Genomic DNA, 21,358 nt, shown 5'->3' with positions numbered 1-21,358 from the left:
CCGTATTTGGGGAACCGGGAGCTACAGTGGATGTATGGCTGCCAGCCGCAATCCGCTCGATGACCTCCGGGAGTCCATAGGCCATCTGGCCAATCAGCTCAAGCTGCCCGGTTCGGAGCGTGTAGACGATCTGGTCGGGGACCTCATCGGTCCCAGGCCCGGTCCAGCCCGGCCGCTGTCCGAGGTGCAGGCTGAGCTCGACGCCTTGGTCGGGCTCGAGACCGTGAAAGAACAGGTCCGCGCACTTGTGGCACTGCTCCAGGTTCAGGCCCGTCGGAAAGCCCACGGTCTGCCGGAAGTAGCCACCTCGCAGCACCTGGTGTTTCTCGGAAACCCAGGCACGGGCAAGACGACGGTCGCACGGCTTCTCGCCGAGATGTACCGCGCTGTCGGCTTGCTGCAGAAGGGCCATCTGGTGGAGGTCGATCGTTCCGGGCTGGTTGGGCAATACGTGGGGGCTACAGCCATCAAGACAGACCGGGTGATCCGGCGGGCGCTGGACGGCGTCCTGTTCATCGATGAGGCGTACTCCTTGGCCCCGGAAGACGGTCGTACAGACTTCGGTCCGGAGGCAATCGAGGTCCTGCTTAAAAGGATGGAGGACCATCGGCACAGGCTGGTCGTGATCGTGGCCGGGTACCCGCGGCTGATGGAGTCATTCCTGCTTTCAAACCCTGGACTGCGTTCCCGGTTTGCCCGCGAGATCACGTTTCCGGACTACTCCGTGGCCGAACTCCTGACGATCTTCCAAAGGATGTTGGTCCAACACGAGTACACGTTGGAGCCGGGCGCAGAGCAGATGCTGCGCCGCATCCTTAGCGGTCTCCACGCCGGCGAGGACTCCGGCAATGCACGGTTTGCACGCACCCTGTTCGAGCAAGCGCTCAACCGCCAAGCGCTGCGGCTGTCGCTCAACGAGGAACAGAGCCTCGATTCCCTTGATCGCGAGGCCGTTATGACCCTCACTGCCGACGACATCGTCGAGGCCGCCTTGGCGTTGGGCGAGGAACCGGAACCGACGCCGGAACCGGAACAGCCGCGCTGGTGGCGCTGGCTGGCCTGACACCGGCCGTTAAGGATTCATCAAGACCGGCCACCGCAGGGGAGTGGCGGTGCTATGTTCAGCAGAGAACAGGCCAGGAACGCCCGCGGAAGAGGCCGGAATGACAACTATGAGCCGGCCACCGGCGGATCCGTCAGCATTGCATCCCGACGCGCGGAGCCGTTTCCGGAGCTGGCTTCTCTTCGGGCTTCAGGACAGCAAAGGCACGCATCAGGGACCCGGCGCGGTCAGCGACGCCCACGCAAGGAAGCACTCCTGGTGGCAGGTCATGTGCCTGACCGGCGTCGATTACTTCTCCACTCTCGGCTACCAACCAGCCATTGCTGCCTTGGCCGCTGGCGTCATCTCGCCCTTGGCAACACTGGTGTTGGTAGCCGTAACGTTGCTCGGTGCCTTGCCCGTCTACAGAAGGGTGGCCGGCGAAAGCCATCGCGGTGAGGGGTCGATCGCCATGCTGGAGCGTCTGCTGCCCCGGTGGGGCGGAAAATTGATCGTGCTGGTCCTGCTGGGGTTTGCGGCCACGGACTTCATGATCACCATGACGCTCTCCGCCGCCGACGCCACCGCGCACCTGATCCAAAACCCCTTAGTGCCCGATTGGTTGCATAACCAAAATGTGCCCGTGACGCTGTTCCTTTTGGCGCTGCTGGGGGCAGTTTTCCTTCGGGGGTTCAAGGAAGCCGTGAATATCGCCGTCGTTCTGGTGGCGCTCTACCTCAGCCTAAACGTCGTCGTGGTAGCCGTATCCATGTTCGAAGCGGTCATGCACCCCGTAGCCATCAATGACTGGTGGCTCGAGCTCACCACCTCCCACGGGAACCCGCTGCTCGCTGTGGGAATCGCCCTGCTCGTCTTCCCTAAGCTGGCGCTGGGACTTTCAGGTTTCGAAACTGGTGTGGCGGTGATGCCGCAGGTCCGGGGGAAGGCCGGCGACACTGAGGAACAGCCAGTAGGCCGCATTCAAGGAACGCGTCGGCTGCTGACGACTGCCGCTGTGATCATGAGCAGTTTCCTGATCACGACGAGTTTCACCACCGTCGTACTGATTCCCCAACAGGAATTCCAGGCCGGAGGCGAAGCCAACGGGCGTGCGTTGGCATTTATGGCCCATGAGTACCTTGGGGTCGGCTTCGGCACGGCCTATGACATCAGCACGATTGCCATTCTGTGGTTTGCTGGTGCGTCCGCCATGGCCGGGTTGCTCAACCTGGTGCCCCGCTACCTGCCGCGCTACGGCATGGCTCCGGAATGGGCCAAAGCTGTGCGGCCACTCGTGCTCGTTTTCACGTTGGTCGGTTTCCTGATCACCGTCATCTTCAACGCCGACGTCGATGCACAAGGTGGCGCGTACGCCACCGGCGTGCTGGTGCTGATGATGTCGGCGGCGACGGCCGTGACCCTCTCCGCCCGCCGTCGTCACCAAGGGAAGCGGACAGTGGCATTCGGAATCATTGCAGTGGTCTTTATCTATACCACCGTGGCCAATATCTTCGAGAGGCCCGAGGGTCTTCGAATCGCAGCAGTGTTCATCGCCGGCATCATCGTCGTCTCATTCCTGTCACGCGTCCGCCGTTCCTTCGAGCTCCACGCCACGAGGGTCCACCTGGACGAGCAGGCTCTCGGCTTCATCTCAGAGACCTGGGAAGGACCAATCCGCCTTATCGCCCACGAACCACTCCGGCTGACCCCGCAGGCCTACAGGGAAAAATTCGAGTCCGCCGTAGAAGTAAGCCACATTCCTGTCGGTGAACAGCCCCTGTTCCTGGAAGTGGTCGTGGACGACTCATCGGACTTTGAGACAGAGTTGGCGGTTCACGGCATCACCCGGCACGGCTACAGGATCCTGGAAGTCCACGGTCCCGTGGTGCCTAACACGATCGCTTCCGTGCTGCTCCACATCCGTGATGTGACCGGGCTGATGCCACACGTCTACTTCCGCTGGACTGAGGGGAATCCCGTGATCAACCTCCTGAAGTTCCTGTTCCTGGGGGAAGGCGAAATTGCGCCGGTGACACGGGAGGTGCTGCGTGAGGCCGAACCCGAGGTCAGCCGGCGCCCGTGGGTCCATGTAGGTTGACTCGACGTTACGGGGTCCGGGGTGAAATCACGAGGGGAACAAGAGGCGTAACGGTGAACGGCTTGGCCAACAAAGGCTCCACGGCTTCCACAAAGGCCGTCACATGGACTTCCTGGTTGTGCGCTTCAAGGTCCTCCCTACTGACCCACCCCTCAAACAGCACGAAGGTGCCCGGTCGCTCTCCATCAGAGAAAACGGTGTACTCCAGGCATCCGGGATCGTTGCGGCTTAGGGTTTGCAGGGAGCGGAGGGCTTCCTGAAGTTCGGCTTCACGCCCTGCTTTGGCGATGAAAACCGGCTTGAGCCACACTTCTGTGGCCCTTCCGTGGGTTGGCATGGGACGGGACATCCTGTCTTCCTAAATTTGTTCAAGGAGTGGGAAGGACGGGGGATTCCCCCGTCCCTCCCAGAGTGGATCACGCGTTGATCTGTGGAACTTCCACCCAAGATTCTTTTGCCGCTGATTCGACGATGGCGTCGTCGATGAGGGCCACTTGATAGCCGTCAGCGAAGTTGGGGTTCACAGTCCCGCCTTCGGCGATTGCCTTGAAGAAGTCATAGGCCTCGATAATCTTCGTTTCCCCGTAACCAATGCCCAGGGCCGGAATGGGCCAAAGGCCGTCACCGTAAGGATGAGCCGGGCCTGTGTAAACGGTCCGGAATCCACGACGGTCGGCCTGGTCCGACGCGAAGCACACCTGCAACTCGTCGCGGCGCTCGTAATTGAAGACAATGCTGCCTTCCGTGCCGTGGATTTCGAAAGTGATGTAGTTGTTCCTTCCGTGCGCGTTTCGTGTCGCTTCGACGGATCCGACCGCTCCGTTGGCAAAACGGATCATGGTCATCACTTCATCATCGACATCAACCTGGCCGCGTGGACCTTCCCCACCCCGAACCGTACCGAGTGCGTCGGCACCGCCGGCCTGCAGCGGACGTTCCGGGATCCATGTCGAGAGGACAGCATTGACGGCGCTGAACTCCCCAACGAGGTACCGGGCCATGTCTATGAGGCGCAGACAGTTGAAGTCACCGTACGGTACGCGGAGGTACTCAGCTTGGCCGCCCTGGTAGGGTCCCATATCCGCGAAACCGTATGCCGCGCCGGCGAGCTTGGGCTCAGGCTGCATCGTGAGGCAGTAGTTGGTAAAACCACGTTCGCAGTTCTTACAGAACCCGCAAGCGATATTGAACGGCAGGACGACCCGTTCGCCAACTTTGACTTTGTTCACCGCGGGGCCGACCTCGACCACCTCACCGAGGTTTTCATGGCCAAAAGTACGCCCGATTTCGAAGCTGGTCCGGCCTTCGTACATGTGGAGGTCCGAGCCGCATATGTTCGTTGACGTAATCCGCACCAGAACATCGGCGGGATGCTCTATCTTGGCATCCGGGACGTCCTCGACGCTGACGTCGTTCGGTCCTTTGTAAACTACTGCTTTCATTTTTCCGCTCTTTTCTTTTGCCCATGCTGATTCGACCATGTCGATGGTGCTTCCGGCGGGGGAGTCGCAGAAGAGTGCGGAACCATGACCGGAGAGAAGGCGCGGCCGTCAGCCAGGAGATGGGTCGTGCAGGTTCTTGCCAGTGAGTCGCTTCCAGGGGTTGGTTGGCCCAAGGCTTTCAGACGGCAGGCTGTCCAGTACTATCTTCCTGCCGGTCCGTCCGCAGAAGAGAAACTGCTTGAGGCTCAATACTAAGCACACTTATTATGAGAGTCGAGGGTAAACCGAAAAGAATTGGCCAGCCTGCTTGCTTCATTCAGCGGTTCCCGCTCAGGGAGAGGCAGGGCACCAAATCTGCCGGCTCCTCTGCGTTGCAAGGCAGGTCAACAGAGCTGGTCGAAGTCTCCCCGCGACCAGGCGGCATGCCTTTGGGCGGAGCTGAACAACACTTCCTTGGCGCCTGATGGGATCTTGTTGTTGAAGTTGCCATAGATCCGGTCAAATTCCAGGTCGCCGAGCTGCGCGGCGATGCGCAGAGCCACGGAACCTGAGAGCGGGAGATGGTTGGGGTAGCTTCGCATGAAGGCAACCGAACGGCGGTCGGGGTTGGGAAAGACGCTGTCCCCGGTGAGCAGTACCCCTCTGCCGTCCGCACCAGCTGACCAGTGCGCCACGGCACTGCCGGGGAAGTGGCCGCCGGTTTGGTGAAGCACCAGACCGTCCGCGATGGTTCTGCTGCCTGACCAGGTGGTGACGTTCGGGCCGCCGCGGCCCAACCATTCCCGGTCTGCTTCGGACACAAGGACCGGGACGCCGCCGAGCCTGTTGGACCATTCAACCTGCACGCCAAACATGTGCGGATGGCTGGCGGCAATGGCCAGGACGGGACCGTGTTCCAGGATGGCGCCAACCGCGTGATTGTCGACGTAGCCAACCGGATCCCACAACAGCGATCCGGCAGGAGTCACCACAAGCTGGGCCGTTTGGCCGATCCCCACCTTGGGCTGGGTCCCGATGCTTACGAGGCCAGGCTCGCTTTCCATCAGGGTGGTGTGTTGTCCGCTCTTGGCGAGTTCGTCCAGCGTGGTCCAATACTGACCGGCCTCGGGCACATACTGTCGCTCGTCCACGCAGATTGGACAGAGGGCCGGAGCCGGTTCATCACGTTCAACAGCGCAGGTGGAGCAGATCAGCATGGGCCCAGACTATGGCACGGCGTGGCCGCGCCGGAAGGGGCGGAGCGCCTCAGCGATGCTGCCCCGTACCGTAGTATTGTCCGAGTTTGGCCAGTCCTTCGTCGATGGAAACGGCCGGCTTCCAATCGAGGAGTTGCCGCGTTTCGCGCTGGTCGAACCAGTGCGCAGTGGATAGCTGCTCAGCGAGGAACCTCGTCATTGGCGGCTCTTCTGTTCGTCCTGCCAGGATCCAAAGTTTCTCGACCACCGAACCCACCGCCCGGGCCGCGCGGCCCGGTACAGACCATGCAGGGGCCGGAACCCCGCCTGCAGCGCAAATGCCGGCAAGCAGTTCCCCGATGGGCCGGGGTTCGCCGTTAGTGACCACCAGGGCTTTGCCGTGTACATGGTCCATTCGGTGCAGTGCGGTGACAATGGCCGAGGCCGCGTTGTCCACGTAGGTGGTGTCGATCAGGGCTGCGCCGGCGTCCAGCAGCGGCAGCCGCCGTTGCTTTGCGCGGGCGAGAACGCGCTCCACGAGCTGGGTGTCACCCGGTCCCCACACGACGTGCGGGCGGATCGCGGTGACACGGAAACCGGGCGCATCCGCCGCGAGTGCCAGCAGTTCGGCCTCTGCCTTGGTCCGGGAATAGTGGCCGTGGGCATGCTTGGGGTCGGCCGGTCCGGCTCCCAGGCCGGCGATGGCGGCACCTGAATTGGCTACGGAGGGGGAGGACACGAAGACCATCTCGCGTACCCCGGTGGCCTTGGCTTCGGAGAGCACATGGGCAGTCCCGCGAACGTTGACGTCGTCGAACTCGGCCGCCCTGCCCGTGAACGACACTTTGGCAGCGAGATGGATCACCCCGTCCACGCCCTTGAGGGCGCTGCGAAGCGCAACAGGGTCCATGACCGACCCCCGCACGTCCGTGACGCCGTCGATCGCGGAAGGGCTTCGTTGGAATGTCGTGACGTTATGGCCCTGCCGCACTAGCAGCCGGGCCACTTCCCGGCCCAGCAAGCCGCTGGCGCCTGTGACCAGGACGTTCATGGCTTACCCGGACGGCCACCAGCCAGCACCCGTGCAGCCCAAGCGGACAGCCGGGTCCGGTCTATTTTGGCGTTGTGCCGGATATCCGTGGGCTGGTTGGGAACCATCAACACGGCAGAGACATCGACGCCCGCTTCCCGGGCGGCGGCGCGGACGCGGTGCGCCAGATGCGGCGCGGCGGGACCGGCCTTCCGGACCGGAGGGACGGTCTCGACGACGGCGACAATCGCCTGGGTGCCCGCAGGACCAACGCCTACGACGGCGGCCAGCCCCACACCGTCCAAACGCTCGACGGCCTGCTCCGCACCAACAGGCGTCACTGCCTTGCCTGGCGCGGTGACGACGTGCTGAAGGCGGCCTTCCAGCCAGAGGCGGCCTTCGGCGTCGAAATGCCCTACGTCCCCGGTCCGGTGCCAGCCGACAGGATTGGTGCTCCCTTGCTGGGTCAACCAGAGCCGGTCGTAGGAGTCCTTCACATGGGGTGCGGTGACCAGGACCTCGCCCGTCACGCCGGCCTCCGTCACGGGCCGGGAACCTGATGCGGTCCCGTCCTCAGCGAGCGGAATGACGGCAATGCGGGCACCGTGAACCGGCGTGCCGACGCAGACGCCGTTGCCGGCTCCCTTAACGGTCCCGACGGCGGCTTCGGCGGCCTGTATCTCCTGGAGGCTGATGTCAGTGACGGGGAGGGCTTCTGTCATCCCGTACGGCGTGTGCAGCGAGGCACCCGGCAACAACAGCTGCACCTGTGCCAGGAGAGGCTCCGGGATAGGGGCGCCGGCGGAGAGGAGCAGCTGGACCCGGTCTAGTGCTGTTTGGCCCGCTCCGCTGATCCCGTCCCGAGTGGCCAGGACGTTGCGCAGTGCTGCCGGGGCGGCGAAGACCACTGTGGCGTCGATCGCTGCAGCGGCATCTGCCAGGGCGCGGGCAGTCAAGGTGCGGGGGGCGGTAACGTCCATGTCCGGGGTGACCGAGACGGCACCCAGGGCGGGACCCAGCAGGGCAAACGGAGCGAAGCCTGCCACGAGCCGGGCGCCCGGACGGATATCGAAGGTTGTCGCCAGGGTATCCCGCGTCGCAGCCAATTGCCGGTGCGTGTAGAGAACGCCCTTGGCGGGGCCCGTTGATCCGGACGTGAACAGCACGGCCGCCGGAGCATCGGGGTCCACGGCCGTGTGGTGGATGTCCCGAGTGTCCGACCCTCGACTGGCCAACGCCGTAAGCGAGGTTTCAACCCGAAGGATTCGACGGCGGGTGGCTGGCAGGTCCTGGACGCTGATCCGTCGACCCGGCCAACCGAGCGCGGCGGCTGCAGCAAGTGCCCTGTCAATACCGATCAGGAAATCAGGGGTTGCCCCCTTGACAGCGCGGCTCAGGCCCTTGGTTCCGAGCCCGGCGTCCGCTACGACCACCACGGCGCCCAGCCGAAGGCAGGCATAGAGTGCCACTGTCAGGTCCACGCCTGGCGGGACCATGAGGCTCACGCGGCTGCCACTGACAACACCGGCTTCCCGGAGTCCTGCCGCGACGTCCAACACCCTGCGGTTGAGTCCGTGCCAGCTCAGCGACCGTGCAACACTGCCATCGGACGCCATTTCCGCAACGGCTGTCTCGGCGGCGGCGTCAGAGTCCGCGAGGGTGCCGAGCTCGCCCCAGAGGGGACGGAAAGCAGCAGGCTCCAGGGCAGCTTCCCCCGACACCACGGCGTCCTGTCCGGAGTCTGCGCTGTGTTGGGTTCTGTCCTGTGTGTGCCCTGCCAACCATTGGAAAACAGGTGTGGCAATGTCGCGGTCTTCTGCGAGCAGGTGGCCTGCCCCTTCGAAGCGGTGGACCTCCGCGTGGGGAAGGCGGCCGATAAGGTCCTTGAGGTAGCGGTCGGAGAAAATAGGGTCGCGCGGTCCCCAGAGCATCAAAGCGGGGACCTTTACTTCGCGCAAGCCCTCGGCCACGGCTTCAAGCGCGGGGAAGCTGGGGTGGGTGGCGTCAGCGGGAATGTCGGCCACGAAATTTCCCACGCCACTGCGGCGGTGCGGACCCTTGTAGGGGGCCATGTACGCTTTCCGGACCTCGGCGGCCAGCGGAGGAGACGCCAAGGAATGCGTGACCCGCAGGAAAGCGTCGGACGTCGTCGTCCCCCAGGAGTGGACGGCCGGGTGCAAGGCAAGCCGCAATGCGGACGGGATCTTGGATTCGGATGGTTGGTGGACCGCTGTGTTGGTGAGGATCACTCCGGTGAGCTCCGCGGGGTGGGCCAACGCCCAGCCGAGGCTGATCACACCTCCCCAGTCGTGGCCGACAGTGACCACGGGGCCTTCCACGCCCAAGGCATCGGTGAGGTCGCCCAAGTCATTGATCCGGTCGGCGAGGCTACGGAATTCGCCCGTACGTTCCGAGTAGCCCATGTCCAGTTGGTCGACCGCGATGACGCGCCAAGGCTGGGCAGGATCGGTTCCGGCGGCCAGCAGTGTTCGCCACAGATAGGACCAGGTGGGGTTCCCATGCACGCAGAGCAGGGTGCCGGCTGGGGTAAGGCCGCGCCGCGCGAGCTGTCCACCGTTGTCCAGGAGATGCCATTGGCGAACGGTTCCGGGAGCGTCAACGGCGGAAGTGGAGGGTACGCCGATTGTCCGTGACCATTCGGGGCGTACGCCCGGCCAGGTACCTGTCACCATACGATTTCGACCATGCCGGCGTTCAGCCCGGATCCGACACCCATGCAGAGGACCCTATCGCCGGCGCGCAGGGACTGCGCCTCGGCGGCAAGGGTCATGGGGAGTGAAGCCGGACCCACGTTTCCCCAGTGCGGGAAGGTGATGGGAACTTTGTCAGGGTCCAGCCCCACGGCGTTGATGATGGCCTGGGTGTAGGCATTGCTGACCTGGTGGGTCACGTAGCGGTCCATGGCCGTCCAGTTCCATTCGGGCTGGGCTTCGTGCCAGGCGTCGACGACGAGTTGCAGGCCGCCGTCGAGCAGGCCCTTCGTGTCGGTGGTCATGCCGTCAATGCCACCCACGCACAATTCGTGGTGCTCGGTGCCGGCGCGCATCACGCCGCCCACCAGCCGGTGCGCTCCGCTGTGCTCGTCGGCCGGTCCCAGGACTGCGGCCGCGGCTCCTGACCCGAGGGTCAGGGTGGCGAATTCCCGGTTGAAATCTTCCCGGGTCGTTTCGGGCCGCTGCAGCCTGGCAAGGGTCGCCTCCTGCGTCAGCTGTGAGTCCTCACCGTTGACGATGATCGCGTACTTGATCTGTCCGGAATCGATCATGTTGGCGGCCAGGATCAGCCCGTTGACGAACCCCAGGCAGGCGTTGGCGAGGTCGAAATTCATGGCCGAGGATGGCAGGCCCAGTTCGTGATGGATCTTCACTGCAACGGACGGCTCGAGGTTGCGGCGGGTAACGGAGGTGTTGATCAACAACCCGACCTCTGAAGCTTCGACTCCGGCATCGGCCAAGGCCTTCGCCCCGGCCTCGACGGCGGCATCGTCAAAGGATGTTCCAGCCGCCCACCAGCGTCGGTGCGTGACGCCCGCAACGCGTTCCAGGAGCCGGGGCGGGAACTTAAGCCGCTTCAGGGTGGTAGCCAACTTCCGGTCGAAGTCCGAGGAGCTGACGATCCGTGGAGCCTCGACGCTACTAACCGACAGCAGAGCGGTGTTGCTGTGCCTGAAGGTTGCGTTCCCTGCCAATTCAAGCCCCTGTTCGTTTCTGTCCCGCGTTCCTGCGGTGACTGTACCCCTATTACGCCATTCCAAGCCCGAAAGCGCAGTTGTGCTCCGGGTTCGGCGTGCACCAAGATTCCGCCGCAGTCCCGGCGCGTAAAAATGGCGACCCTTAAGCATGACAGACAACCGGGGGGTGTCATGACGCGGGGAGCGGGGCTACCGGGAAATGATCATGATGCTTACCATTAGGGAGCATCTTAGGGGAGACCACCACTTACCAGGAGCGGACATGACATTGAGCAAAGGGACCCGCGTGGAGTGGAACACCTCCCAGGGGAAGACCCAAGGCAAAATCGTGGAGAAGAAGACCAGCGACTTCGAGCTGGACGGGAACATGCACCGTGCCAGCGAAGATGAGCCGCAATACGTCGTCGAATCGGAGAAGACCGGCGCGCGGGCAGCGCACAAGGGCGCAGCGTTGACCGAGAAGAAGTAGTGCCGTGGCCCGGCACGAGGTAGTGATCATCGGTGGTGGCAACGCCGGTGTCTCCCTGGCAGCCCGCCTGGTGAGGTACGGGGTCAAGGACGTTGCCCTCATCGAGCCCCGCGACCATCACCTGTACCAACCGTTGTTTTCCCATATCGCGGGCGGACGCGCCCAAGTGAAGGAAGCTGTCCGCAGCCAGCAGTCCGTGATGCCCAAGGTAGTCACCTGGATCAGGGACAAGGCAACGGACGTTGATGCGGGGGCCAACACCGTCATGCTGGAGTCCGGCTCTTCAGTGGACTACGGGCACCTGGTGGTGTGCCCAGGGTTGCAGTACCACTGGGAAGCAGTGCCCGGCTTGGCAGAGGCCGTAAATTCGCCCTATGGATCGTCCCACTACGAATTTGAGCTGGCCCCCAAGACGTGGAGCTTGCTCAGCGCCCTGCGTTCGGGCACGGCCATCTTCACCATGCCTGCCGGTCCCGTCAAATGCGCCGGCGCCAGCCAAAAACCGATGTACCTGGCCTGCGACTACTGGAAGGAAAAGGGAGTCCTCGACAAAATCCGTGTCGTGATGGTCCAGCCATATCCCACGGTGTTCGGTGTCCCGGAGGTGGACCAGGAGCTGGAACGCAAGATAGCCGAGTACGGCATTGAGCTCCGGACCAACAGTGAACTGGTCTCGGTGGACCCGGCCAGCCGGACAGTCAGTATCCGTGACACCGCAGCAGGCACCATCGAAGAGCTGCAGTACGAGGTCCTCAACGCCGTACCACCCCAGTCCGCGCCCGATTGGCTCACATCCACCGACCTCCCGGCCGCGGGGGACCAGGGCGGCTTTGTCGAGGTGGACACGGAAACCCTGCGCCACCCCCGGTACGCCAACGTCTGGTCCCTGGGCGATGCTGCCGGCACATCCAACTCAAAGTCCGGCGGGTCGCTCCGGAAGCAGACCAAGGTGCTCGCCAGAAACCTCGTGGCGGCCCGGGAAGGAAAACCCGTCACGCAGAAGTACAACGGCTACTCAGTGTGCCCGTTTACGGTTTCCCGCAACACGGTGGTCTTCGCAGAATTCGACAACCACTACCGGCCCATGCCAACCATCCCCAAAGTGCCTACGTGGAAGGAGAGCCGGCTTTCCTGGTGGGTGGACAGGATCATGTTCCCGCAGGTTTATTGGCGGCTGATCCTTCGGGGTCGCGCCTGACGACGCCGCCCATCGCCGTCGGTGGGACGGACGGACGACGGCGGGAGGTCGCCGTCGTCCGTCCGGTCAAGCCTGCTGGGCCTGCTGGGTTAGTACTCGCCTTTGATGACGAAGTACGAACCGCGGATGACCCCAGCCAGCTTGGACTTCTGCCTGGCGAACTTAAAGTTCGCGGCCAGTTCCTCCGGAACCTCCATGCCGTCCGAGAGTTTGAAGCCCACAGCTCTTTTGCCGCCCTCGATGCCGTACATCACGTTGATGGACAGCCCCGATTGGTAGAAAACGTAGGCCATGCTCAGCCCGTCGACTTCGAAGGCGGTAGCTTCCAGGGCCGGCGATCCGATAACGATCCCGCGTTCCTCCCGGAGGATGCGGCTCACCCGTTCAACGACGTCGGGGACCTCGCTGGCCGGACTCACAGCGAAGACGTGCTGGTACTTGTTCCGGAAATACCGGGCCTCGTTGGCGCGCAGGCCCGCGAGGGCCTCGGCCACAGGAGAAGTCTCAAGCCCAGCCGTGGAAACCTTCTCAAAATCAACGATGTGCGGCATGCAGCCTCCTTGTAGGACGTGTCCGCACCCATGCTAACCCGGCCGCGCATCCGTCCTGAGCCTTGTCCGGATCTGGCGGAGTGCCATGAGCGGGAAGAGCAGCAGTGAGATCATTCCGGCCCCCACCAGTGCCGAGGCAATTCCGCTGGTTATAAGCCCCTGGTCCCGGCCGATGGCGGTCACGGCAACGATGATGGGCAGCCCAGTTGCCCCAAACAGGATCAAAGCCCGCTTCTCGTTGGGCGGGGCGCCTGGCGGAGAGGCGAGCAATGATGGCAGCCCGCGGATGATGAGCAAGAGGGCCACGAACAAGGGGACCAAGGCCAGGGTAGCGGGGCTGGAGGTCAAGGCAGCCAGGTCGAAGTCGATACCGGCGTCGATAAAGAAGATGGGGACCAGGAAACCAAACGCAACGGCGTCGATCTTCGTTTCAACCACTTTGCGGTCCTCCTCCGGAGCCCGGGCCATGACGGTTTTCCAGAGGACGCCGGCGGCGAAAGCGCCGAGCAGCATATCCAGGCCCAACACCATGCTCAGCACTACCAGTGCGCTCAGGATCAGCATGATGGACCGGACCGCGAACTGGCTGCTCGTGTGCAGGGTCCGGGTCACGTGGGCGTGGAACGCGGTGTGGCGTGCGCGGGAAGCGACGAAGACCGCAACGCCGGTAAGGACAACGAAACCCACCAATACCGCCGACGCAAAGCCTACTTGGCGCCCGCTGAAGAACAGTGAGATGGCGATCAGCGGCCCAAACTCGCCGGCTGCCCCGAGGGCTGTTACGGCGATCCCAAGAGGCGAGGCCGAGGTTCCCGTATCGCGAAGGATCGGCAGAATGGCACCCAGCGCAGTGGAGGATAAGGCGATGCCAATGATGACGGCCGCTTCCGGGCCTGGAGCCAGCAGGAGTCCGGCGCCGATGCCTGCGGCGAGGGAGATCACCCAACCCGCTGCTGCGCGGTTGGCAGGCCTGCCCCGGATGGTCGAAAACTCGATCTCGTTTCCGGCGACAAAAAACAGCATGGCAACGCCGAAGTCGGCCAGGGTGTCGGTGAAATGGGTCGACTCGATCCATCCCAGCAGGCTCGGGCCCAACAGGATTCCCAAGCCAATCTCGAAGACCACGATCGGGACCTTGGCTACACGATCCAACAACCGGGCCGCAAGCGGCGCTGCCACGGCGAGCAGGGCTATCAGCACCAATGAAGTGGACAGATCCTGCATGGGCGTCGCCGATGTCACGGCCGGCCGGGCCAATCCTTGCCGGCCCAGGGATCATAGTTGGCTACCAGGGCTTCCTGCGCAGGACGGTGTTCTTCCGGTATGTGTTGGAGGTTGATGCGCACCCGGTACCAAAGGGAACTCGAACCCCGCATACCGTCAATAAGGACATCCGCAGGGCGTAGCGCGGAGGTGAGGTCGGAATGGCTTGCCTTCCACTGTTCGAGTGCTGCAAGTGCTTCCGGTTTGGTTTTGGTCCTGGCCACCTCAATGAGCGGCATGCTGGACATCCTCCTGCCCGATCCGTCACCGGCCCGCGGCGCCTTCTCTGCCGGCCCGAGCTCCGTGGCCAGTGCGAGAAGGCCGTCCAGTGAACCAGCGGCGTCATCAATGCCCGCGTGGGGATCGCCGGATTCGGCGAAGCGGACCGGAACCGTAAGTACGGTGAACTGTTCAGGTCGGGCGGTCCGCACTTCCTCCCAGCTCAGCGGCGTCGATACCCTGGCATCGGGGAGTGACCGGATCGAATAGGCTGATGCCACGGTGCGGTCCTTGGCGTTTTGGTTGAAGTCGACAAAGACGCTTTCGCCGCGTTCTTCCTTCCACCACCGCGCTGTGGCGAGCCCCGGGGCGCGGTTCTCCACTTCACGCGCCAGCGTTTCTGCAGCCAGCCGAACATCGCGGAAGGACCACTGCGGCGTAATACGCGCCAGGATGTGGAGCCCCCGCGAACCGCTGGTTTTGGGCCACCCCACGAGTCCGACGTCGGCCATTACCTCGCGCGCGACGTAGGCGGTGTCCACGATCTGTGACCAGTCCACCCCCGGCATCGGATCGAGATCGACCCGGAGCTCGTCCGGGTGCTCGAGGTCCTCGGCTCGTACTGGGTGCGGGTTCAGGTCAAGGCATCCCAGGTTGACCACCCATGCCAGGCCTGCCGCGTCCCTGATGACGGTTTCTTCAGCGGAGGTGCCTGATGAGTAGTGCAGGGTTGCTGTATCGATGAACTCCGGATGGTTCTCAGGCACGCGCTTTTGAAAGAACGGCTCAGCGTTGATGCCCTTCGGGAAGCGTTTGAGGACCATGGGGCGGCCCCCGGCTCCCCGCAAGGCACCGTCAGCGACCGCCAGGTAGTAGCGGACCAGGTCCATCTTGGTCAGCCCGGGCTCGGGGAAAACCACCTTATCCGGATTGGAGATGCGGACTTCGGCGCCGTCGACGTCCAGGATCTCCGCCGGCGTCTTGGAGGGGCTCATGCGGCCACGCTAGCAAGCAACAGCCGTCACAACCAGAGTTGCGATGAAACAAAGTGCATGGCCGCAGCAATCGGGGTGGCCAAAAGGCTCAGACTGGCTTTAAAAATATAAACGGGTATGGTGATTCTAAAGCGAATTCGAAGGGAATGATTGGCTTGTCCGGTAAATCACCGATCAATGCGAAGAAGAAGAAACCCGGGAAAACCATCTTGGAAAAGAGGGCAGAAAAGCGTGCCAAGGCGGAGGGCAACGAGAACCTGTTCGCCAAGCCCAGGAAAAGCCACCGGTAAGGCCGCCGTGCGGGCGGTGACCCCTCAGGGTTGAGGGACTTCGTCGGGCATGCGGTCGACTCACGTTTGTTCAAGGAAAAACATGAGACGACTGCCTGGCAGAAAGTATAAAGATTGAAATGCAGAAGTTTCTTTTTGCGCTTATTGTTCCTGCCCGGCTTCATGAGCCCATCAGGGTTCAGGAAATCGGGGCGGGACTTGCAAATCGGCAGTCACTAGTGGAGGGGAATGTGGAAGTCATTTCAGGGCGTGGCTGGCATGCTTTCCTCAATGACCAGGCTGAGTCCATTCCGTTGCCCCTGAACCACCGGGCTGAAGTCCTGATCCGCGAAGCCGGCACCCCTATCGAGGATCCGGTGAGTGGCAACGCCGTGTTTCTCGGCCAGGGGAGCGACGGCAATGAAACGGATGTCCCGGGACAGTTGCTGTTGCTGGCAGAGCGGTTGTTTGGGGCCCGGTTGGCGGCCTGAAAAGGGTCTGGCCAGTCCGTGCTCCGGCCCTGGGCCGGGACTGACCACGTCCCGGCACTATGATGCGCAGGCTGCCCGGAGGCTGGGCGACTATATTTGGCCATGTCAGCCCACCGCCACAACTGAGGGAGCCTGCACATTATGGCGAAGGAACTTGCCACCCAACTTATCGAACAACTCCAGGCTGCCGGGGTGCAGCGGATCTACGGAATAGTGGGGGACAGCCTCAACCCGATGGTCGATGCAGTCCGCCAAACAGGCGGGTCAAGCAAGGGCGGCATCGACTGGATCCATGTCCGCCACGAGGAAGCTGCCGCCTTTGCTGCTGCTGCCGAGGCCCAGCTCACCGGCAAGCTGGCCGTTTGCGCAGGCTCCTGCGGCCCGGGGAACCTGCATCTGATCAACGGCCTTTACGATGCCAACCGTACCGGCGCACCCGTTTTGGCCATTGCTTCCCACATCCCCAGCAAGCAGATCGGCAGTGGCTTCTTCCAGGAGACCCACCCGGACCGGCTCTTCAACGAATGCTCCGTGTACTCCGAAATGATCAGCACCGCCGAACAGGCGCCGCGGGTCATGCACAGCGCCATCCAGAACGCACTGGGCCTGGGCGGTGTCGCCGTGGTTACCCTGCCGGGGGATATCGCGGGACTCGAGGCCGTCGCGCCTACGCCCCTGCCGGCGACCTTCCGGCCCGCCAGTCTGGTCCCTGATCCAACCAGCGTCCAGGAACTGGCTGGAGCCATCAACGACGCCGGAAAGGTCGCCATTTTCGCCGGCGCGGGCGTCGAAGGCGCGCACAGTGAGCTGATCTCCTTGGCTGAACTGATCAACGCCCCGATTGGCCATTCCTTGCGGGGCAAAGACTTCGTCCAGTACGACAACCCGTTCGACATCGGCATGACCGGACTGCTCGGTTATGGTGCCGCCGCCGAGGGTATCGAAGACGCCGACCTGCTCATCCTGCTGGGTACCGACTTTCCCTATGACCAGTTCCTCCCGGACACCCGGACCGCGCAGGTTGATCGCGCCGCGCAGCGGCTGGGGCGTCGGACCGACGTCGACATCGCAGTCCATGGCGACGTGCTCCCCACTCTGAGAGCCCTCCTGCCGTTGGTACAGCCAAAGAAGAACCGGCGCTTCCTGGACCAGATGCTCAAGAAGCACGATCGGCTCATGAATAAGGCGGTGGGTGCCTACACGCGCAAGGTCGAGAAGAAGCAGCCCATCCACCCCGAATACGCGGCGTCCCTGCTCGACCAGGTAGCTGCCGAAGACGCCGTCTTCACCGCCGACACTGGAATGTGCAATGTCTGGACTGCCCGCTACATCAACCCGTTGGGTACCCGTCGGTTGATTGGGTCCTTCCTGCACGGGTCCATGGCGAACGCGCTTCCACATGCCATCGGTGCGCAGCTGGCTTATCCGGGGCGGCAGGTGGTTTCCGTGTCGGGCGATGGCGGTTTGTCCATGCTGCTGGGCGAGCTCGTCACCGTGGCAGCGCACCAGTTGCCGGTCAACGTCGTGGTGTTTAACAACTCCACCCTGGGCATGGTCAAGCTCGAAATGCTGGTGGATGGACTGCCCGATTTCGGTGTGGATGTGCCCGACGCCAACTATGCGGGCGTGGCCAAGGCCCTGGGCTTCCATGCCGTGCGCGTTACGGATCCTGCTGACATTGAGGCCGCCTACCGGGAGGCGTTCGCGCATCCCGGCCCTTCCTTGGTGGAACTCATCACGGACCCGAACGCACTGTCCATCCCGCCGAAGATTTCGGGTTCGCAGGTCATCGGCTTCGCCACTGCGATGTCCAAGGTGGTGCTGAACCGCGGTGCCGGTGAGGCTGTCAGCATGGCCCGCAGCAACCTGCGGAACATCCCGCGACGCTGACTCAGCGCCCGTAAGCGGCTGCCAGGTAGGGTGCCGTCCGGCTGGTGGTGGAACGCGCGACGGCGGCCGGCGGCCCAGCGGCGATGATTGTGCCGCCGGCGTCGCCGCCGCCCGGTCCCAGGTCGATCACCCAGTCAGCCCCGGCAACGACGTCCATCTCGTGTTCGACCACGATCACGGTGTTCCCCGCGTCCACGAGCCGGTGCAGTTGCGCCATGAGGAGCTGCACATCAGCGGGGTGAAGCCCCGTGGTGGGCTCGTCGAGGACGTAAAGGGTGTGTCCCCGCTGAACGCGTTGCAGCTCAGTAGCGAGCTTGATGCGTTGGGCTTCACCACCGGAGAGTTCGGTGGCAGGCTGTCCCAAGCGAAGGTAACCCAGGCCCACCTCCAGCAGGGTTTGCAGGCTGCGTGCGACGCCTGGCAGCCCGGACAGGAAGCCGGACGCAGCCTCCACTGTCATGCCCAGGACATCTGCGATGCTCTTACCGTGGTACTTCACTTCAAGGGTTTCCGGGTTGAACCGTGAGCCCTGGCATTCCGGGCAAGGCCCGTAGCTGCCGGGCAGGAACAAAAGCTCCACGGCAACGAATCCCTCGCCCTGGCAGGTTTCACAGCGCCCACCAGCGACGTTGAAGGAGAAGCGGCCAGGGCCGAAGCCGCGGGCACGGGCATCTTCGGTGGCAGCGAACTCCTTCCGCACCCCATCAAACAAGCCGGTGTACGTTGCAAGGTTGGAACGCGGCGTACGGCCGATGGGCTTCTGGTCGACCTTGACGAGGCGGTCCAGCCCATGGAGCCCGGAGACTGACCCCGCACTGTTGGGTACGTCCCGGTCAGCTGTTTCGATGGTCCCCGGATGAATTGCCGCGTCCACTACCTCTGCCAGGACCTGACTGACCAGGGTGGACTTTCCAGAGCCTGACACACCGGTCACGGCGGTCAGGACGCCCAGCGGGAATCCGGCCTCGAGGTCGCGCAGATTGTGCCGGTTGACGTTGTGAAGCGTCACCCATTCATTCGCTCCCCGGGGTTGGCTGGTGCTCCCTCGACTCCCGGCGGCGGCTGGACCGTCGTCGTTCTTTTGATTCCCCGCACTGCTGGTAGCAGGGAAGAGAAACGGCCGCGTCACTGACTCCTTCACGTCGGCAAGGCCGGCGACGGGGCCGCTGTAAAGAATTTCTCCGCCACCTTCACCCGCGCGCGGACCAACATCAACCAGCCAGTCGGCAGCCCGCACGAATTCCATGTTGTGTTCGACCACAAACACCGAGTTGCCGGAGGCTTTGAGCTGGTCCAGGACATCGAGCAAGGATTCGGCATCTGCGGGGTGCAGCCCCGCCGATGGTTCATCGAGCACATAGACCACCCCAAACAGCCCCGAACGCAGCTGCGTGGCAATCCTCAGCCGCTGCATTTCGCCCGGGGAAAGCGTAGGCGTTTGGCGGCCCAATGCCAGGTATCCGAGGCCAAGGTCGGTCAGTACCGTGAGCCGCTTGAGCAGGTCGCGGGTGATCGCAACGGCTACTTCAGTTGCTTCGCCGGAGGACTGCTTTCGGGAAGCCGTCCCAGCAGAAGCGAGCTCCGTGGTTGGCCGGATAACGTCGGCCAGTTCGGTCATGGGCAGTGCGTTGAGTTCGGCGATGTTCTTCCCGGCGAAGGTCACGGCCAGCGCCTCCGGCCGGAGCCCGCTGCCGCCGCAGCGTGGGCATGGGCCGCTGACCATGAAGCGCAGCACGCGGTCGCGCATGGTGGTGCTCTTGGAATCGGCCAGGGTGTGCATCACGTAGCTCCGGGCGCTCCAGAACCTGCCTTTGTAGGGTTTGGCCACCCGATCGCGCTGCGGCGTCACTTCCACCACAGGTTGCTCTTCGGTGAACAGGATCCAGTCGCGGTCCTTCTTTGGGAGCTTCCGCCACGGGGTGTCCACGTCGTAGCCCAGATGGGTCAGGATGTCGCGGAGGTTCTTACCTTGCCAGGCGCCGGGCCAGGCCGCGATGGCGCCGTCCCGGATGCTGAGGGTCGGATCGGGGACCAAGGAGGCTTCGGTGACTGTGTGCGCGGTCCCGAGCCCGTGGCACTCGGGACAGGCGCCTGCTGCGGTGTTGGGGGAGAAGGCATCGGAGTCGAGCTGCCCGACGCCATCGGGGTAGGTCCCGGAACGTGAAAAGAGCATCCGCAGCGAGTTCGACAAGGTGGTCACTGTTCCCACGCTTGAGCGGGTACTGGCGGTACCACGGCGTTGTTGGAGCGCGACGGCGGGTGGCAGCCCGGTGATGGACTCGACCTTGGGATTGTGGCCTTGTTGGATAAGCCGGCGTGCGTAGGGCGCGACGGACTCGAAGTAGCGGCGTTGGGCTTCGGCGAAGATGGTTCCGAAGGCCAGGGAGGATTTCCCGGAACCGGAAACTCCGGTGAAGGCCACGATGGAATCGCGCGGGACGTCCACGTCGATATTGCGGAGGTTGTTCTCGCGGGCCCCGTGGACCCTCACGAAGCCGTCCTCGGCGGGGGACTGCGGTGCAGCAGGGTCGGGTCCGGGCCGTTGGGTCGTCATCAGTTTGCTGTCCATTGACACGACTCTATCGGCGTCCGGCTCCCGCACCGTTTTCCTCAGCGTTGACGACGGCGGCTACCGCACTGATCTCCACCAGCGCACCGGGTACGCCCAGGCCCGCCACGAAAGCTGCCGTCACCAGGGGTGGCTCCTCTGAAGCGAGCTGCGCAGCAATCGCTCCGTAGCCTGCCGAGAGGTCGGCACCTTCAACGAAGAGCACAGTCCACTGGATGACGTCTTCCAGGCCCGCGCCCGCGGCCTCGAGGGCAGTTTTGGCGTTGTGCAGTGCGCGGGCAGACTGGATGGCTGCGTCGCCTTCTCCAACCAGTTTTCCGTTCCGGTCTACGGCGTTCTGACCACCGACGTAGATGGTTGTTGCGCCGGGGGGAACGACGGCGACGTGGCTGAAGGCGGGGCTGTTGACCAACCCGGGTGGGCGGAGGCGCTGAATAGGTGACATGAGGGTATGGTGCCATCCGGCGTCGACGGCCAAAAGGGGGCGCCGCTAATCGGCGGCAGGCCGACGTCGTTGTTGCTTGGTTGCCGACCGTTGTTCCTTGGCAGCCCTGTGGCGTCGTGCCGAGCCACGGGTTGGTTTGGAAGGCCGACGGACCGACTCGGGAACGAGGGCCGTCTCAATGAGGCCGGCCAGTTTGGCAAGGGCGAGCTCCCTGTTGCGAAGCTGGGACCGCTCTTCGGACGCCGTCACAGTAATGACGCCTGAGACGAGCCTGCGACCAAGCCGCTGGAGCAGGAGTTGGCGTTGCTCATCAGTGAGGGCAAGGGACTCCTCGACGTTCCACATCACTTCGGCGCGGGTGTCGGTGGTATTGACGTGCTGCGCGCCCGGGCCCGAGGACCGCGAAAACCGCCAGCTGAGTTCAGCGGCGGGGATTTTCAGCGAGGGCGGGATGTCCAAGTCCATGGATTAAGCGTTGCACGCCCCACGCTAGGATCTTG

At 63.6% G+C, this 21,358-nt stretch carries 18 protein-coding genes; 6 read left to right on the top strand and 12 right to left on the bottom strand.

Going from position 1 to position 21,358, the window contains the following annotated elements; genetic code table 11:
- Nucleotides 1-34: 34 nt before the first annotated feature.
- Complete coding sequence (locus NEK97_RS02125; RefSeq protein WP_257368214.1) at nucleotides 35-1,063, top strand: AAA family ATPase; 1,029 nt, start codon at nucleotides 35-37, stop codon at nucleotides 1,061-1,063.
- Between the two features lie 100 nt (nucleotides 1,064-1,163).
- Complete coding sequence (locus tag NEK97_RS02120; RefSeq protein WP_257368213.1) at nucleotides 1,164-3,140, top strand: amino acid transporter; 1,977 nt, start codon at nucleotides 1,164-1,166, stop codon at nucleotides 3,138-3,140.
- 7 nt (nucleotides 3,141-3,147) lie between these two features.
- Here the strand turns inward: NEK97_RS02120 and NEK97_RS02115 are convergent, their stop codons facing one another.
- From NEK97_RS02115 to NEK97_RS02090, 6 genes are all read right to left on the bottom strand, one after another.
- The gene (locus NEK97_RS02115; protein WP_257368212.1) at nucleotides 3,148-3,477 is read right to left on the bottom strand and encodes a putative quinol monooxygenase; all 330 of its coding nucleotides are present in this window, start codon (nucleotides 3,475-3,477) and stop codon (nucleotides 3,148-3,150) included.
- 79 nt (nucleotides 3,478-3,556) lie between these two features.
- On the bottom strand, nucleotides 3,557-4,582 hold the full coding sequence (locus tag NEK97_RS02110; protein ID WP_257368211.1) for an alcohol dehydrogenase catalytic domain-containing protein: 1,026 nt from the start codon (nucleotides 4,580-4,582) through the stop codon (nucleotides 3,557-3,559).
- Between the two features lie 383 nt (nucleotides 4,583-4,965).
- Nucleotides 4,966-5,778: a hydrolase gene (locus tag NEK97_RS02105; protein WP_257368210.1), complete on the bottom strand. Its 813-nt coding sequence runs from the start codon at nucleotides 5,776-5,778 to the stop codon at nucleotides 4,966-4,968.
- Nucleotides 5,779-5,827: 49 nt separating this feature from the next.
- Nucleotides 5,828-6,808, bottom strand: a complete 981-nt coding sequence (locus NEK97_RS02100; protein WP_257368209.1) for an NAD(P)-dependent oxidoreductase — start codon at nucleotides 6,806-6,808, stop codon at nucleotides 5,828-5,830.
- Complete coding sequence (locus NEK97_RS02095) at nucleotides 6,805-9,480, bottom strand: alpha/beta fold hydrolase (protein ID WP_257368208.1); 2,676 nt, start codon at nucleotides 9,478-9,480, stop codon at nucleotides 6,805-6,807. Before NEK97_RS02095 ends, NEK97_RS02100 begins: the two co-directional genes overlap by 4 nt.
- A complete protein-coding gene (locus NEK97_RS02090) occupies nucleotides 9,474-10,496 on the bottom strand; it encodes a 3-oxoacyl-ACP synthase III (RefSeq protein ID WP_257368207.1) in 1,023 nt (340 codons plus the stop codon). The genes NEK97_RS02095 and NEK97_RS02090 overlap by 7 nt, the downstream gene beginning before the upstream one ends.
- A 265-nt stretch (nucleotides 10,497-10,761) precedes the next feature.
- Here NEK97_RS02090 and NEK97_RS02085 point away from each other — a divergent pair, with 265 nt between their 5' ends.
- Nucleotides 10,762-10,968 carry a DUF2945 domain-containing protein gene (locus NEK97_RS02085; RefSeq protein WP_257368206.1) on the top strand — a complete coding sequence of 69 codons (207 nt, stop codon included), beginning with the start codon at nucleotides 10,762-10,764 and terminating at the stop codon, nucleotides 10,966-10,968.
- Nucleotides 10,969-10,972: 4 nt separating this feature from the next.
- Complete coding sequence (locus NEK97_RS02080) at nucleotides 10,973-12,166, top strand: NAD(P)/FAD-dependent oxidoreductase (protein WP_257368205.1); 1,194 nt, start codon at nucleotides 10,973-10,975, stop codon at nucleotides 12,164-12,166.
- Nucleotides 12,167-12,255: 89 nt separating this feature from the next.
- On the opposite strand, the gene NEK97_RS02075 is transcribed toward NEK97_RS02080, so the two are convergent.
- Genes NEK97_RS02075 through ligD form a run of 3 tightly spaced genes read right to left on the bottom strand, consistent with a single transcriptional unit; the run spans nucleotide 12,256 to nucleotide 15,194 of the window.
- Nucleotides 12,256-12,717 (bottom strand): phage tail protein, encoded by a 462-nt coding sequence (locus NEK97_RS02075; protein ID WP_257368204.1) that lies wholly within the window; start codon nucleotides 12,715-12,717, stop codon nucleotides 12,256-12,258.
- A gap of 33 nt (nucleotides 12,718-12,750) precedes the next feature.
- On the bottom strand, nucleotides 12,751-13,959 hold the full coding sequence (locus tag NEK97_RS02070; RefSeq protein WP_257368203.1) for a cation:proton antiporter: 1,209 nt from the start codon (nucleotides 13,957-13,959) through the stop codon (nucleotides 12,751-12,753).
- Nucleotides 13,956-15,194 carry a non-homologous end-joining DNA ligase gene (ligD, locus tag NEK97_RS02065; RefSeq protein ID WP_257368202.1) on the bottom strand — a complete coding sequence of 413 codons (1,239 nt, stop codon included), beginning with the start codon at nucleotides 15,192-15,194 and terminating at the stop codon, nucleotides 13,956-13,958. The genes NEK97_RS02070 and ligD overlap by 4 nt, the downstream gene beginning before the upstream one ends.
- A 520-nt stretch (nucleotides 15,195-15,714) precedes the next feature.
- Between ligD and NEK97_RS02060 the strand changes: the two genes are divergently transcribed.
- Nucleotides 15,715-15,954 carry a hypothetical protein gene (locus tag NEK97_RS02060; RefSeq protein ID WP_257368201.1) on the top strand — a complete coding sequence of 80 codons (240 nt, stop codon included), beginning with the start codon at nucleotides 15,715-15,717 and terminating at the stop codon, nucleotides 15,952-15,954.
- Nucleotides 15,955-16,095: 141 nt separating this feature from the next.
- Nucleotides 16,096-17,844 (top strand): pyruvate dehydrogenase, encoded by a 1,749-nt coding sequence (locus tag NEK97_RS02055; protein WP_257368200.1) that lies wholly within the window; start codon nucleotides 16,096-16,098, stop codon nucleotides 17,842-17,844.
- 1 nt (nucleotide 17,845) lies between these two features.
- Here the strand turns inward: NEK97_RS02055 and uvrA are convergent, their stop codons facing one another.
- Genes uvrA through arfB form a run of 3 tightly spaced genes read right to left on the bottom strand, consistent with a single transcriptional unit; the run spans nucleotide 17,846 to nucleotide 21,323 of the window.
- Nucleotides 17,846-20,413, bottom strand: a complete 2,568-nt coding sequence (gene uvrA / locus NEK97_RS02050) for an excinuclease ABC subunit UvrA (RefSeq protein WP_374111502.1) — start codon at nucleotides 20,411-20,413, stop codon at nucleotides 17,846-17,848.
- A 10-nt stretch (nucleotides 20,414-20,423) separates the two neighbouring features.
- A complete protein-coding gene (locus NEK97_RS02045) occupies nucleotides 20,424-20,858 on the bottom strand; it encodes a RidA family protein (protein WP_257368199.1) in 435 nt (144 codons plus the stop codon).
- Nucleotides 20,859-20,903: 45 nt separating this feature from the next.
- Nucleotides 20,904-21,323 (bottom strand): alternative ribosome rescue aminoacyl-tRNA hydrolase ArfB, encoded by a 420-nt coding sequence (arfB, locus tag NEK97_RS02040; RefSeq protein WP_257368198.1) that lies wholly within the window; start codon nucleotides 21,321-21,323, stop codon nucleotides 20,904-20,906.
- Between the last annotated feature and the right edge of the window lie 35 nt (nucleotides 21,324-21,358).

The organism is Paenarthrobacter sp. UW852, from assembly GCF_024608385.1.
Classification (GTDB): Bacteria; Actinomycetota; Actinomycetes; order Actinomycetales; family Micrococcaceae; genus Arthrobacter.
This window is presented reverse-complemented; position numbering and strand designations above follow the sequence as displayed.